At 71.0% G+C, this 14,858-nt stretch carries 9 protein-coding genes; 3 read left to right on the top strand and 6 right to left on the bottom strand.

The features are described from left to right. Positions 1-17: 17 nt before the first annotated feature. From CNR27_RS03200 to CNR27_RS03175, 6 genes are all read right to left on the bottom strand, one after another. The gene (locus CNR27_RS03200; protein ID WP_096296908.1) at positions 18-305 is read right to left on the bottom strand and encodes an STAS domain-containing protein; all 288 of its coding nucleotides are present in this window, start codon (positions 303-305) and stop codon (positions 18-20) included. Further along, positions 305-955 (bottom strand): MlaC/ttg2D family ABC transporter substrate-binding protein, encoded by a 651-nt coding sequence (locus tag CNR27_RS03195; protein ID WP_425435504.1) that lies wholly within the window; start codon positions 953-955, stop codon positions 305-307. Before CNR27_RS03195 ends, CNR27_RS03200 begins: the two co-directional genes overlap by 1 nt. Before the next feature lie 14 nt (positions 956-969). Then, complete coding sequence (gene mlaD, locus CNR27_RS03190) at positions 970-1,527, bottom strand: outer membrane lipid asymmetry maintenance protein MlaD (protein WP_096296906.1); 558 nt, start codon at positions 1,525-1,527, stop codon at positions 970-972. A gap of 67 nt (positions 1,528-1,594) precedes the next feature. Further along, entirely contained in the window at positions 1,595-2,338 is a 744-nt protein-coding gene (locus tag CNR27_RS03185; RefSeq protein ID WP_096296905.1) for an MlaE family lipid ABC transporter permease subunit, read from the bottom strand. After that, positions 2,335-3,132, bottom strand: a complete 798-nt coding sequence (locus CNR27_RS03180; protein ID WP_096296904.1) for an ABC transporter ATP-binding protein — start codon at positions 3,130-3,132, stop codon at positions 2,335-2,337. Before CNR27_RS03180 ends, CNR27_RS03185 begins: the two co-directional genes overlap by 4 nt. Before the next feature lie 906 nt (positions 3,133-4,038). Next, the gene (locus CNR27_RS03175) at positions 4,039-4,653 is read right to left on the bottom strand and encodes a DUF1003 domain-containing protein (RefSeq protein ID WP_096296903.1); all 615 of its coding nucleotides are present in this window, start codon (positions 4,651-4,653) and stop codon (positions 4,039-4,041) included. A 643-nt stretch (positions 4,654-5,296) separates the two neighbouring features. Between CNR27_RS03175 and CNR27_RS03170 the strand changes: the two genes are divergently transcribed. The 3 genes from CNR27_RS03170 (at position 5,297) to CNR27_RS03160 (ending at position 14,472) form a co-directional block, all read left to right on the top strand. Continuing rightward, positions 5,297-7,294 (top strand): LTA synthase family protein, encoded by a 1,998-nt coding sequence (locus CNR27_RS03170; protein ID WP_096296902.1) that lies wholly within the window; start codon positions 5,297-5,299, stop codon positions 7,292-7,294. Positions 7,295-7,423: 129 nt separating this feature from the next. Next, the gene (gene recC, locus CNR27_RS03165; RefSeq protein ID WP_096296901.1) at positions 7,424-10,828 is read left to right on the top strand and encodes an exodeoxyribonuclease V subunit gamma; all 3,405 of its coding nucleotides are present in this window, start codon (positions 7,424-7,426) and stop codon (positions 10,826-10,828) included. Then, on the top strand, positions 10,825-14,472 hold the full coding sequence (locus CNR27_RS03160; RefSeq protein ID WP_096296900.1) for a UvrD-helicase domain-containing protein: 3,648 nt from the start codon (positions 10,825-10,827) through the stop codon (positions 14,470-14,472). The genes recC and CNR27_RS03160 overlap by 4 nt, the downstream gene beginning before the upstream one ends. The last annotated feature ends 386 nt before the right edge of the window (positions 14,473-14,858 follow it).

The following is a 14,858-nucleotide window of genomic DNA, read 5'->3' as shown; positions in this document are numbered from 1 at the left end:
TGGGCCGGTCGGCGTGGTTACGCCGATACGAAGGCGAGCGTGGGCGTCAGGCGGTAGGCGCGGCACAGTTCCGCCAGGCCCGGCGGGGTGCCGTCGACCGCCAGCGCGCCGTCGCCGGCGAGCTCGGCCAGCAGGGCGAGACCGGCGCTGTCGAGCGCGGTCACCGCCCCCAGGTCCAGCCGCGCGGCGCCGGCCCGGCAGGCCTGGGCCTGCGACCACAGCGCCGGGACCGAAGCGGCGTCGATCGCGCCGGCGAACACCAGCGCATCGCCGTCGCGCCGGACCGAGCCCGCGGCCCCGGCCATTACTCGGCGCTCACCTGGATCTGGCCGGTACGCAATTCGCGTGCGACTTCGGGAATGGACTTGCGCTGCAGCTGCGAATCGAACTGCTCGCGGAACGTGCGCACGAACGACACGCCTTCCACCATCACGTCGAACACCTTCCAGGTGCCGCCGCTCTGGCGCATCAGGTAGTCGACCGGGATCGGCTCGCCACCGCTGCGCAGCAGCTCGCTCGACACGCGCACGCCCAAGCCGCGCGGCAGCGGGGCTTCGGACTTCACGCGCACGCGCAGCTGGGTATTGAAGTCCAGCAGCGACGAGCCGTACTTGCGCATCAGGTTCTCGGCCAGCGCGTCACCGAACACCTTGACGTCGGCCTCCGAAGCGCCGCGGCCATGGCGGCCCAGCACCTGTCGCGCCGCATAGTCGCGGTCGAACATGGTGTTGAATTCGCCGTTGATGAAGTTCTGCAGCGCGCTGCGGTCACGGGTGAACTCGGCGCGGCGCGATTCGAGCGTCTTGAGCACGCGTTCGGTATTGGCCAGCACCAGCTGGCTCGGCGAACCCGCCTGCGCGGTTGCCGCGGGCGCGGCAGGGCGGGCCTGCTGCGCGAATGCAGCGGCGGGCAGCACGAGGCTGGCCGCAAGCGCGAGCGACAGGGCGCGACGGATCAGGGGCATACGGTTCATGGGGTGACTCCTTCGTTGGAGGGCGCGTCCGGGGACGCGAAGCCGGCCTCGGGGGAGGCGGGCGTGGCGGCGTCGGCATCGGCATCGCCGCCGCCACCGCCGAACATGTATTTGCCGACCATCTGCATCAGGTCGACCGCCGGCGAGGTGAACGCGATCTCCTCGCCCGGCTGCAGGACTTCCAGATCCCCGCCGACCGCCAGGCCGATGTAGCTCTCGCCGAGCAGTCCGCCGGTAAGGATGGCCGCCGAGGTATCGGCCGGAATTTCATTGAAGCGGTCATCGATCTTCATCGTCACGATCGAATCGAAACGCACCGGATCAAGATCGATGCCGGTCACGCGCCCGATCGTCACCCCACCCACCTTGACCGGGGCGTTGGGACGCAGCTGGCCCAGATTGCTGAAGCGGGCGGTCAACGGATAGGTACCGCCGCGGCTGAAGCCGAACTGGCCGTTGGTCGACGCGATCGCCAGCACCAGCAGCGAGGCGAGCGCCAACAACAGGAACGCGCCGACGGCGAACTCGAGACGGGGACCACGTGCGCTTGTCATGGGTGTCACCTTTGCAGCGGGCCGCCGGGGACGGCGGTGGAAGGACGGGATCGCGCTCAGGCCGCCATCAGCGGAACAGGAAGGCGGACATCACGAAATTGAACATCAGCACCAGCAGCGAGGCATTGACCACCGCGCGCGTCGTCGCGACCGAGGTGCCTTCGATCGTCGGCTCGGCATGGAAGCCGACGTAGGACGCAACGAGCGCCGCCGTGCCGCCGAACACCGCGGACTTGAGGAACGCGGTCAGGAAATCGGCGCGGAAATCGACCGCGTCCTGCATCGCCTGCCAGAACATGCCGCTGTCGATGCCGAGGATCTGCACCGCCTGGAACCAGCTCGCCGACAACGCCAGGCTGCAGAAGAACGCGGTCAGCAGCGGCACGCAGATCACCGCAGCCCAGAAGCGCGGCGCGACGACCTTGGCCACCGGATCGATCGCCATCAGGCCCAGCGCGGTGATCTGGTCGGTGGCGCGCATCAGCCCGAGCTCGGCCGAGATCGAACTGCCGGCGCGACCAACAAACAGCAGCGCGGTCAGCACCGGGGCGAGCTCGCGGTACAGGCCAAGCCCGATCAGCACGCTGACCTGGTTGCTGGCGCCATAGGTCTCCAGCGCGCGGTAACCCAGCAGAGTGAGCGACAGGCCGACGAAGGCGCCGCCGACGGCGATGATCGGCAGGCTGCGGCCGCCGATCTTGTAGATCTCGCGAACCAGCTCGGCGAAGAAGTCGGCGGTCGGCTTCGATGCCCTGAACACCGACAGCGAGAACAGGCCGGCGCGGCCGAGCGCGCGGATCCCGGCGATCATCGGGCAGCCTCCATGGGGGCGAGATCGCCGCGGTCGAATGCGATGGGCCCGTCCGGCTCGCCGCGGAGGAACTGGCGCACGAGTGCGTCGTCACTGGCCTCGAGTTCGGCCGGCGTGCCCTGGAAGACGATGCGGCCGTTGGCGATCACGATCGCGTGGTCGGCCACCGGCAGGGTCTCGTGCACGTGATGGGTGACGATGATGCTCGTCAGGCCCAGCGATGCGTTGAGGCGGCCGATCAGGCTCATGATCACTCCCGAGGCAATCGGGTCCAGACCCGTCAGCGGCTCGTCGTAGATCATCAGCGGCGGGTCCAGCGCCAGCGCGCGCGCCAAGGCCACGCGGCGTGCCATGCCGCCCGACAGCTCGCGCGGATAGAGGTCGCCGGCGGCGCGCAGGCCCACGGCCTGCAGCTTCATCGCGACCAGGCGCGCGATCACCGGCTTGGGCAGCTTCGTGTGCATGCGCAGCGGCAGGGCGATATTCTCGCCTGCAGTGAGATCGGTCAGCAGGCCGTTGCCCTGCAGCAGCACGCCGATGCTCTTGCGCAGCTCCAGCAGCTCGCGCATGCGGGTGGGTACGCGTTGGCCGAAGACCTCGACCGTGCCCGCGGCCGGCACCAGTTCACCGGTGAGCGCCGAGAGCAGCGTCGACTTGCCGCTGCCCGACGGCCCCAGCACGGCGGTCACGCTGCCGCGCGGCACCGACAGATCGATGCCCGACAGCACGCTGCGCCCGCCCCGGTCGAGGCGGACATCGCGCAGCAGCACTGCAGGGGCGGTGACGTCGGGCATCGGACTCGCAAATGGTCAGGAAGGCGCACGCGGTTTTCGGGCGCGCGAAACCCGCAAAGAATGGCGGGAACAAACTGAATCTTAACCCAGTCGCTGTACTGGCGAGTACAGAAATTATCCCGCTACCGGGTTGGAGCATCCCGGAGCGGTATCGCCAGGACTCGAAATTTGTACGTCCGTGTCGAGCTTTGGTGTCTTCCAGCGGCTCAACAAAATGGGGTCCGGGCAACCCCCTGGGGCGGGCTTGATATTGGGCGCGACCCGTCTGAAGTTCTTTTCGGGACGCTCTCTGCGCCCCCCCCCCCCCCCCGGTTGCCGGCCCCGCAGCGATCGGCCTATATGGTCTACAGCAGCAAGCAGGCACCGTAACCCTTCGTGTCCGGCCAGACCGGAACTCGCAGCAGGGCCTGCCGAGAGCGGAAAGCCACCGAATCTTCTGTGGCATTGGCCCGCGCGATCTGGCGCTTTCCCGATAGACGCTCAAGCTGATAACAGCGGATTGGCGTCGCCGCGCGCACCCATCCGCTTCCGGCCAGAAGCGGCCAATGCCCAAGGACCAGGAACGTCCACGAGGGCAGAAAGTGCCTTCAGCTATGGCGAAAGATCATCCTCGCTCCTGTGGCGACGCTACCTGCCCGATGCACGGCTTCGCGACGATTGCTCGCCTTTACCGGCACCTCGCACCCGACTTTGTCAGCCCAGCACGAGGTGGACAGCCGGGATTCGCTCGTTCCAAAGCGTTTCAAACTCGAGTTCTGTCTGCTCGAACGAAACCTGTACGTAATGCGTTCTCCTGGACACGCTGTCGCGGTCGGTTGCTGATTCCGGGTCTTGCCCTAATACATCACGCCATACGGATCCGGTCGCGTCGCCTGTACCGACCTGATCGCAGGTTGACATGCCGGTTCAGGGCACGGAGGACTGCGGCGGCGCGTCCGACACACCGCCACCCGCATCCCCTGCGCCCTCACTGGCCCGTTCGACCAGACGCGTCAGCAGATCGAGCTGGGTCTGCTGCTGGGCGAGCAGCAGCATGATCTGGTCGCTGCGCATCGCGTCCATCTTCTCGTGCAGCGCCATGATCTCGAGCTCGGCCTTCAGGTTGACCGCGTAGTCGTAACCCGCCATCTCCCGGTCCTTCGAGGCCTGCCGGTTCTGGCTCATCATGATCACCGGCGCCTGCAGCGCGGCGATGATCGACAGCATCAGATTGAGGAAGATGTAGGGAAACGGATCAATCGCATGGCTGCCCAGCGCGGCAGTGTTGAGCGCCACCCAGGCGACCAGCGCGCCGACGAACAGCGCGATGAAGGTCCACGAGCCGCCGAACGCGGCCACCCGGTCCGCGAGCGCTTCGCCGACCGTAACGTTGTCCAGCAGCTCGCCCGGATCCGTGGACGTGACCCCGCGGTCGATTGCCCGTTGCACGATTTCGCGGGTGGCCGGATCGAGTTCCGGGCGCCTGCCACCAAGCCAGGCCCTGGCGCGGGCGAGATAGTCGAAGGATGGCTTGGGCTGCATGCGAGCGCTCCTGTCATGAGGGTCACCGAGCACAGGCGCCGCAGGTCGGCCGCGCCCGGCGCCGGCGTCGCCGGCGACAGCGGCAGTCTGGCCTTTCGGGGCGCGCGCGATGCGAAGGCGCGGCGGGTGGCCCCGGCACCTGTTCCCGAGCGGCAAGCGTCACGCCGAACGCGAGCTGCGCGCCGGGTGCCGCCCCGCGATCTGCAGCGCATGCCAGAACGCGTTTGTTGGTGGACACGATGCAGTACAGCGCACCACGACGATGGGCCTCAGGCGGCCACGGCCGCCGCGCTGCGCGCAAACGCGAAGCGGCCGGCGCGCCGACGGCGCCTCAAATCGCCACGGGGCGTAGCGCTGACGCGTGCCGCGTGCGCAGGGCTCGGCCGCGCATTCCGTGCGCCCGATTTGCGCCCGTGAGTCCGCATGGTTCGAGCGCCCGGCCGATGCCGACGTTCCGGACGTCGCGAACTCGCTGCGACTGCCTCGGAAAACCGTGGGAGCGCCATTGCGGACCTTAACCAAGGCACTCCCGCCGCCGGGAGCCACGGGTTTTCCAACAGTTCTCCAACATCTCCGCGCGCATCCTGCTGCAGGCCACCATCGTCCGCGTGGCTGGCGTGCGTGGTCCGTCTGGAGTCCCGCGATGTCCCGCTCCGTCCCGCGCGCAGTCTCCGCGCTCACGCCGTTCCTGCTGGTGTTCGTGGTCGGGCTGGCGCTGCTGTCCACATCGCGCCTGGGTCTCTCCCTGTGGCATGCCGATGCGGTGGGCGCAGCGGATGGCTGGACGCCCGTGCTGCTGCAAGGCCTGCGCGTGGACGTGGCGACGATGTGCATGTTCCTGGGCGTGGCGGCGGGCCTTTACCTGCTGCTGCCCGCGGGCCTGCGCGTGCGTGGCGCGGTGCGCGTGCTGTTCGCCGCCTGGCTGACGCTGGCGCTGGTGCTGCCGTTCGCACTGGAGCTGGCCACGCCGGCCTTCATGCACGAGTACGGATTGCGGCCGAACCGGGTGTTCGTCGAATACCTGCTCTATCCGCAGGAAGTCGCCGCGACGCTGGGCAAGGGCCATCTGGGCAGCAGCCTGCTGACGCTGGCGCTGACCGCGATCGCCGCCGTGCTGGGCTACCGCCTGCTCCACCGCGCCATGGCACGCAACGCCGACGCAGGCGGCAGCTGGACGCTGCGCGCAGGCCTCGCGGTGCTGGTGCTCGCACTGTCGGCGCTGGGCATCCGCTCGACGCTCGGGCACCGACCGATGAACCCGGCGCTGCTGGCATTCTCCGGCGACGCCACGGTCAACACACTGCCGCTGAACTCGTTCTACTCGGTTGCGTTCTCGGTCCGCGACCTGCTGCGCGAGGACCCCGGCGCGCGGCTCTACGACATCGCCACGCCGGATGCCGCGGTGGCGGCCTACATGCGCGAGCGCACCGGCTCGACACGCGCGGCATCGACGTCCGCGCCGATGCTGGTCGGCCGCGCGCCGGCCTACACGGGCCGGCCGCGCAACCTGGTCATCGTGCTCGAGGAGAGCCTGGGCGCGCAGTTCGTCGGCAGTCTCGGTGGGCTGCCACTGACCCCGAACTACGACCGCCTGTCCACGCAGGGCTGGGCGTTCGACCAGCTCTATGCGACCGGCACACGTTCGGTGCGCGGCATCGAGGCGGTGATCAGCGGCTACACGCCAACGCCTTCGCAGGCGACCGTGAAACGACCGCGTGCGCAGGGGCACTTCTTCACCCTGGCCAGCGTGCTCGCCCGACACGGCTACGACACCACGTTCTACTACGGCGGCGAAAGTCACTTCGACAACATGCGCGGCTTCCTGCTCGCCAACGGCTTCAAGCGCGTCATCGATCGCAAGGACTACGTCGCGCCCGCATTCGTGGGCTCATGGGGCGTGTCGGACGAGGATCTGTTCGATCGCGCCCATGCCGAATTCACCCGGCTTCAGGCCGAAGGCAAGCCCTTCCTCGGCTTCGTGTTCACCTCGAGCAACCATGACCCCTTCGAATTTCCAGACGGCCGCATCCAGCTGCACGATGCGCAGAAGGCCACGCGCAACAACGCCGCCAAGTACGCCGACTACGCGCTCGGTCGCTTCATGGACCGGGCGATGGCGTCGCCCTATCGCGACGACACGGTGTTCCTGATCGTTGCCGACCACGACTCGCGGGCGTTCGGCCGCACCCTGGTACCGGTCGACAACTTCCACATTCCCGGGCTCATCATCGCCCCCGGGCTCGCGCCGCAACGCGACGGGCGTCTGGTCTCGCAGATCGATCTCGGCCCGACACTGCTTTCGCTGGTCGGGATCGCCGATCCCACGCCGATGATCGGTGCCGACCTCACCCGCGCCCAGGGCCCGGGCCGCGCCTTGATGCAGTACGACCAGAACTTCGCCTACATGACCGACGACGCGATGGTGGTGCTGCAACCGTCGCAGCCGGCCCTGATCTTCTCGCGCAGCGCCGACGGCACCCTGCTGCCGCGTGACTCCGCGCCACCCGGCCTGGTGCGCGACGCCACGATGCATGCGCTGTGGGGCACGCTGGCCTACGAGCACGGCTGGCACACGTTGCCCGGCCCCTCACGCGGCGAAACGGCACCCGCGACTGCATTCAGTGCCGCCGACAAACGTTGAACCGGGCCCGCCCGGGCAGCGAGGGCGGCACCGTGGCAACGCCCGGTTTCCCGCCGTAGACGCCTGGACGTGGCACCGGGCGGGCCGCCGGGTCGCAGCCGCTGAGATGCGCTCGGGCACAATTGCCGGATGCAAGCACTGCCAGTCGGCGACTTCCGCCTCTATCACTCCAACGCACTGGACGTGCTCGCCGGCCTGATGGCCGCCGAACTGCGCAGCCCCGCGCCCGGGCAGTCGCTGCTGGCGCCGGACATCGTGCTGATCCCGCAGGTGGCGATGCGCCGTTGGCTGCAGGCGACCCTCGCCGCGGCGCACGGCGTGGCGGCCAACCTCGAATTCCTGACCCCCGGCGAATTCGTGCGCCGGGCGCTGGACGCCAATCCGATGCCCGGACAGCCGGGCGACGAGGAGCTCGACGCCGCGACACTGCGCTGGCACCTCTATGCCGCCCTGCGCGATCCCGGCTTCATGGCCCAACCCGCGCTCGGCGCCTTGTCGGCGCACGTCGGCAGCGATGACCCCTTGCGCGCATGGGCGCTTGCCGGGGAACTGGCCGGAGTGTTCGAGAAGTACCAGGCCTGGCGCCGCGACTGGCTGCTGCGTTGGGAAGGCGGCGCCGACGCCGACGATCCGCAGGCGCTGCTGTGGCGCCGCGTGTCGCGGCAGCGCATGCACCGCGCGCGGCGCATCCAGGGCTACCTGGACCGTTTCGAAGCTGCCGGCGCGCCCTTGCCGCTGGGCCTGCCGGCGCGGCTGTTCGCGTTCGCCACGCTCAACGTCTCGCCCGACGTGCTGCGCGTGCTGGCCACCCAGGCGCGCGTGGGCACGCTGCACTTCTACGTGCCCTCGCCCACGCGCGAGTACTGGGGCGATCTGCAGCGCGCGCGGCCCGGCGAGTCGGCCGACCTGCCGCCGGAGAACCCGCTGCTGCAGGCCTGGGGCGCGGCCGGGCGCGACTTCATGGCCGTGCTCGGCAGCTACGAAGTGGTGCATCCGGCCGGCGAGATCGCCGCGCATGTCGATCCCGACACCCGCGGCCCGCAGGGCGGCCTGTTGCAGCGGCTGCAATCCGACCTCTTCCACCGCCGCGCGTCGTCGGGCGCGCCGCTGCGCGCGGCCGTCGACCGCAGCGATGCCAGCCTGCAGGTGCACGCCTGCCACACCCGCCTGCGCGAACTGCAGGTGCTGCACGACCAGCTGCAGGCGATGTTCGATCCGGACTCGCCGCAGGGCCGCCGGTTCGATCCGCCGCTGCAGCCGCGCGAGGTCGCGGTGCTGGCGCCGGACATCGATCCCTACATTCCATATCTCGACGCGGTGTTCGGCGGCCGCGGGGGCGACGACGGCGCTGGCGGGCAGGCACTGCCCTACGCGCTGGCAGACGCCAGCCCGCTGGCAGGCGAACCGCTGGCCGAGGTCTTCGTGCGGCTGCTGGCCCTGCCGGTCGCACGCTTCGGGCTCAACGAAACCCTCGACCTGCTGGCGAGTCCGCCGCTGGCCGAAGCGGCCGGACTCGATGCCGCGGCCTTCGACCGCCTGCACGCCTGGCTCGGCGCGGCCGGGGCGCGATGGGGTCTGGATGCCGCGCACCGCGCGCGCTTCGACGCGCCGGCCGACGACGCCTACACCTGGGCGTTCGCACTCGACCGCCTGCTGCTCGGCCACGCCAGTGGCAGCGAAGCGCCGATCCACGCCACCAGCGGGCAGCCGGTCGCCCCATTGCCGGATCTCGAAGGCAGTGCGCTCGACGCGCTCGACACGCTGGTGCGGCTGCTGCGCGTGCTCGCGCGCAGCGCACGCGATCTTGGCGAAGCGCTGACGCCCGACGCCTGGCGCACGCGCCTGCTGGAACTGCTCGACGCGCTGCTGCCGCGCACCCCGGGCGCGCCCGCCACGCAGCGCGCGCTCGACCGCCTGCGCACGCTGATCGACGCATTCGCCAGCGATGCACGGCGCGCCGGATTCGACGCGCCGGTGCCGCCGGAAGCGGTGCGCGCGCATTTCGCCGGCGTGCTGGGCGAGGCCGACACGCGTGCGCCGCTGCTGACCGGCGGCATCAGCGTCGGCCGCATGGTGCCGATGCGCCTGCTGCCGTTCCGCGCGATCTGCCTGCTGGGCATGAACGATGGCGACTTCCCGCGCCGCGATCCGGCCGCCGGCCTCAACCGCCTGACCGCCGAGCTCGGCAGCGCGCACCGGCGCGTCGGCGACCGCTCCACCCGCGACGACGACCGCTTCCTGTTCCTCCAGCTGTTCGCCGCCGCGCAGGACGTGTTCTACGTGAGTTTCCAGGGCGCGGACCCGCGCGACGGCAGCGCGCGCGAGCCCTCGGTGCTGGTCACCGAACTGCTGGCCGCGGCCGACGCGCAGCACGCGCCCGATGCCGGCGCGGCCGAGGCGCTGGTCGTGCGGCATCCGCTGCAGGCCTTCGCCCCGGCCGCGTTCGGCGCGGGGGACGAGCCGCGCCGCTTCTCCTATCGCCGCGCCTGGTGGCCGGCCGCTTCGACGCCGACGCAGCGCCGGCATCCGCTGGCCCCCTGGTTCGATGGCGCGCCGCTGTCGCCGCTGGCAGCCGAAGACAGCCTGTCGCTGGACACGCTGCGGCGCTTTTTCCAGGCGCCGGCGGAGGCCTTCCTGCGCCAACGCCTGGGCCTGCGGCTGGCCGAGGTGGAGGCGCCCGATGGCGACATCGAGCCGCTGCTCGCGCCGGGCCGCGGGCTGGAGAAGCAACGCCTGCAGCGCGCGGTCTTCGAGGCCGGCCTGCGCGGTGACGACGATGCGACCACACAGGCGCTGCTGCGCGCGCGCGGCCTGCTGCCGTCGGGGCCGCTCGGACGCCGCACGCTCGAAGCGGTGCGCGGGGAGGTGGATCCCTATGTCACCGCGTTCCGTGACTGGCGCGGCGACGCGCAGGCGGACGCGCCGCGACTGGAGATCGATCTCGACGTGCCCGGCCAGGGCGCGCTGCGCCTGCACGGCCGCCTCGGTGATGCATATCCCCACGGCATCGTCCGCCTGCGCTTCGATGCGCCCAACGGGGGCTCGACGATCCGCAACGGGCTGGACTGGCTGCTGGCGGAAGCGGCCGGCATCGACGTGCCGATGGTGCAGTTCCACGACGACAGCGAGCTCGGTGTCGGACCGCACCTGCGCCGGCGCATGGCGAAAGAGGAGGCACGCGGCGCGCTGTCGCAGCTGGTGGGCTTGCGCGCGCACGGCCTGCGCGCGCCGCTGGTGTTCGCCCCCGCCAGCGGCTGGGCGCTCTACAGCGCAGCGACACTGGAAAAGGGCCTCGAAGCCGCGGCCAGGACCTGGCGCGGCAGCGACCGCGGCTGGAGCGAGGGCGGCGGCGAGGCTCTGCGCCTCGCACTGCGTGGTCGCGATCCCTTCAGCGACGAGGCCACCCGGATCGCGTTCGTCGAGCAGACGATGACGGTCTACCTCGCCGTCGCCGCGGGGCAGCGCTACGACGGTACCGATCTCGACGCGCTGCGTGCGATCGCCGCCGGTCTCGACATGGAAGACGACGAATGACCGTGACCGCCGATCCCTACCTGAGCCTGCCGCTCGATGGCGTGCGCGCGATCGAGGCCTCGGCCGGTACCGGCAAGACCTTCACCCTGGCGACGCTGGTGGTGCGTCTGGTCGTCGAGCGCGGCCTGCGCATCGGGCAGATCCTCGCGGTGACGTTCACCGAAGCTGCGACCCAGGAACTGCGCAGCCGCATCCGGGCGCGACTGGTGCTGGCGGCGGATCTCGTTGGCGCTGCCGCCGACGCCGACGCAACGCCGGAAGCCACGCTGACGCGCGCGGTGATCGCCGCGCATCTCGAACAGGGCAGCGAATCGGCCGCGGCACTGCAACGACGCCTGCGCGCGGCGGCCGACGAGATCGACCTCGCGGCGATCTTCACCATCCACGGCTTCTGCGCGCGGGTGCTGCGCGACCATGCGCTGGAATCGGGCCAGGGCTTCGATGCGCCCGAGCTGATGGCCGACGACACCACGCTGCGCGAGGCGATCGCCGCCGACCTGTGGCGCGCGCATGGCGCCGAGGCCGACGCGGCCGACGATCTGCTCGGTCTGTGGCCGGGCGGGCACACCGCGTTGGCCGGCGACCTCTCGCCACTGGTGCGCGAGCGCGTGCTGCGCCCGGCGCTGGCGGAGCTGCCCGATGATCCGGCGCCGCGCCTGCGCCGGGCGGGCGCCGCCCTGCGCGAGGCAGTGATCGCCCAGGGCGACGACTTCCGCGCGGCGCTGCTGGCGGCGATCGAGGGCAAGGTGCTGCACGGCGGCAGCTACCGCGCCGAGTGGATCGGCGCGCTGTTCGATGCGCTGCGCAGCTGGTGCGATGCCTGCGACGATGCCGCGCCGTTCTCGCACGCCAAGCTCGCCAACCTCGCCCGCGACACGCTGCAGGCCCGCACCAGCAAGTCCGGCGCCGGGCGCACGCCGGACTCGTCGATCTGCGACGCGGTTCCTGCCTACATCGACGCGCTGGACGATGTCGCCCGGTTCCAGGATGCGCGCCGCGTGGAACTGCTGCACCGGCTGCGTGACGACGCCCGCAGCCGCGTCGCCCGGTTCAAGCAGCAGCAGCGCCTGCAGACCTATGACGATCTGATCGACCGCGTGGCCGACGCAGTCGAGGGCCCGCAGGCCGACGCCCTGGTCGCGAAGCTGCGCGCGCAGTACGCGGTGGCACTGGTCGACGAATTCCAGGACACCGACGCGCGCCAGTGGCGGATCTTCGACCGCACGTTCGGCGCCGCCAGCGACCGTCTGCACGGCCAGACGCCGGCGCTGTTCGTCATCGGCGATCCCAAGCAGGCGATCTACGGCTTCCGCGGCGGCGATGTCGAAACCTATCTGGACGCGCGCAGCACCGCGCAAGCCGCGCCCCCTCTGGCATCGAACTTCCGTTCGCGGCCCGGCGTGCTGCGCGCGATCGCGGCGCTGTATGGGCAGGCGCAGCGCGCACACGACGCGGCGCCGGACAAGGTCGTCCCGCCCTTCGTCGATCCGCGCATCGCATTCTTTGAAGTGACGCCCGGCGGCGTGCGGCAGGACACGGACTTCCTGCGCGGCGGCCTGCCCGCCCCCGCGCTGACCCTGTGGCAGGCACCGCCGTCGGACGCGGTGGACGCCAAGGGCAAGCAGAAACCGCACAGCGCCACGCGCTCGCGCGAACTCGCCACGCAGGCCTGCGTAGCCGCGATCCATGCGGTGCTGTCCGATGCCCGCAATGGTCGCGCGACGATCGAAGGCCGCCCCGTGCAACCCGGCGACATCGCGGTGCTGGTGCGCAGCCACGCCGAGGCCACCCGCATCCGCGGCGCACTGGCCCAGGTTGGCATTCCCGCGGTCGCAGCCGGCAAGCAGAGCCTGTTCGCCACGCCCGAGGCGCGCGACGTGCATGCCTTGCTGCTCGCCCTGCTGCACGGCGCCGACGATGGCCGCCTGCGCATGGCGCTGTCGACGGTACTGGTCGGCGAGGACGCCGCGTGCATCGCCGCGCTCGACGAGGACGGCGCCGCGCTACGTGCATGGCAGCTCACCGCGCTGGGCTGGCGTGACCGCCTGCAGCGTGGCGGCCCGCTGGCCCTGGTCACCGCGCTGTGCGCCGAGCATGCCGGCCGCCTGCTCGGCCTGCTCGACGGCGAGCGCCGCCTGACCAACTACCTGCAGCTGGCGGAGCTGCTGCAGGAAGCGCAGGCGCATGCGCTGGGCCTGCACGGCCTGGTCGACTGGCTGGCACGCGCGATCGCCGGGGCGAGCAGCGACGACGACAGCCAGCTGCTGCGCCTGGAGTCGGACGCGCGCCGCGTGCAGGTGGTCACCCTGCACAAGAGCAAGGGCCTTGAATATCCACTGGTGTTCCTGCCGTTCGCCGGCATCGGTGGCAAGCCGCGCGATGCCGGCCGCCATGTCAGCGTGCCCGGCGACGACGGCCGCGTGCTGCACTGGAGACTGCTGCAGAAGAGCTCCGGATGGGACGATGCGAAGACGCGCTGGGGCACCGCGCAGCGCGCCGAGGATGCGCGCCTGCTCTATGTCGGCCTGACCCGCGCGCGGCATGCGCTGTGGACCGCCGGCGGCGAGTTCTACGGCCACGACAAGGCCGCGATCGCGCGGATGATCGACACGCCCGAGGCGCTGCAGTCCGTGCTCGGCGATGCCCTGCATGTCGACCGCAGCCTGCCGCCCGACACCCTGCCGTGGCTCGCACCCGAGACCGACGCAGACGTCCCGCCGGCGCGCAGCAGCGCGCGCAGCCTGGCCAGCGACTGGTGGGTGTACAGCTTCACCCAGCTGGCGGGTGCCGACGCCGGCCATGACCCATCGAGCGCATCGACCCAGCCCGCGCCCGGCGGTCAGGACGAACCCGCAACCACGCGCGACCTCGCGCCCGATGCCGGTGCCTTCGATCCCCGTTTCGCCGGTGCACGCTTCGGCGTGGTGCTGCACGACGTGCTCGAGCGCAGCGATTTCGCCGCGTGGTCCAACTGGACGCCGGGCGCCGCGGTCCCCGCGTCGGAGACCGTGATCATGGTCGAGCGCCTGCGCGCAGCCGGCTACACCGGTGAGGAGCTCGACGACGGTCTGGACGTCCTGACCCCGCTGGTCGGGCAGACGCTGACCGTGCGCCTGCCCGAAGGCGTGCGCCTGGCGGATGTGCCGGGCGAGCAGCGCAGGCCGGAGATCGAGTTCCAGTTCGCGCTCGCGCCCACCCGCGTGGACGGCTTGCTCGAACTGCTGCACGCGCATGGGGTGTCTGCCGCGCGCAGCGGCTTCGGCCTGCGCCGCCGCCTCGAAGGCCTGATGACGGGCCTGATCGACCTGACCTACGTGCACGACGGCCGCTGGTACGTGCTCGACTACAAGACCAACCGTCTGCCGGGCTACGGCGCCGCCCAACTCGAAGAGGCGATGGCGCACAGCGAGTACGACCTGCAGGCGCTGATCTACACCGTCGCCCTGCATCGCTGGCTGCGCTTCCGCCTGGGCGAGGCGTATGACTACGCCCGCGATTTCGGCGGCGCGCGTTACCTGTTCTGCCGCGGACTGGATGCGAGCCGCGAAGATGCACCGGGGCTGCGGGCATGGCGGTTCGCGCCGGAGCTGGTGCGTGCGCTCGATGCCCTGTTCGCGGGCGCAGACGCGGAGCGTGCGGCGTGATCGGCGACTTCGGTCACTGCCCGCGCCTGGCGTCCGGAGCCCGCGCGCGGGGGCGGGTCGGCGCGAAGGCAGACTGCCTTGCGGATCCTTCCGCCTTGCGGGCCACGCGATGGAGGCGCCTCGTGTGGAGGCGAGGCGCCTGGATATGCAGCGCGCACGGCTGTCGCAGCATCGCGGCAATGTCGCGCGATGGCGGCTACCCGCGCCCCTCCCCCGGGTGGAGAGGGGCTCGACCCCTGGGTCTGCCCGACTCCGCACCCGCGCCTTTCCGCTTGGGCCGCTCCGGACTCTTCCTGGTTGCGGCAAGCCGCTCGGAGCACATTTCAACCGCGGCAAGCCGCGCCCGAGCCCCCGCCCGCTCTACATGCCGCTCCGAGCGCCACCGA

The organism is Luteimonas chenhongjianii (genome assembly GCF_002327105.1).
In the GTDB taxonomy this organism is placed as follows: Bacteria; Pseudomonadota; Gammaproteobacteria; order Xanthomonadales; family Xanthomonadaceae; genus Luteimonas; species Luteimonas chenhongjianii.
This window is presented reverse-complemented; position numbering and strand designations above follow the sequence as displayed.

Excerpts from the sequence above, each read along its gene's own strand:
- CNR27_RS03175 (WP_096296903.1), bottom strand. The coding sequence starts at position 4,653 with ATGCAGCCCAAGCCATCCTTCGACTATCTCGCCCGCGCCAGGGCCTGG.
- CNR27_RS03160 (WP_096296900.1), top strand. The coding sequence starts at position 10,825 with ATGACCGTGACCGCCGATCCCTACCTGAGCCTGCCGCTCGATGGCGTG.
- CNR27_RS03200 (WP_096296908.1), bottom strand. The coding sequence starts at position 305 with ATGGCCGGGGCCGCGGGCTCGGTCCGGCGCGACGGCGATGCGCTGGTG.
- CNR27_RS03170 (WP_096296902.1), top strand. The coding sequence starts at position 5,297 with ATGTCCCGCTCCGTCCCGCGCGCAGTCTCCGCGCTCACGCCGTTCCTG.
- mlaD (WP_096296906.1), bottom strand. The coding sequence starts at position 1,527 with ATGACAAGCGCACGTGGTCCCCGTCTCGAGTTCGCCGTCGGCGCGTTC.
- CNR27_RS03185 (WP_096296905.1), bottom strand. The coding sequence starts at position 2,338 with ATGATCGCCGGGATCCGCGCGCTCGGCCGCGCCGGCCTGTTCTCGCTG.
- CNR27_RS03180 (WP_096296904.1), bottom strand. The coding sequence starts at position 3,132 with ATGCCCGACGTCACCGCCCCTGCAGTGCTGCTGCGCGATGTCCGCCTC.
- recC (WP_096296901.1), top strand. The coding sequence starts at position 7,424 with ATGCAAGCACTGCCAGTCGGCGACTTCCGCCTCTATCACTCCAACGCA.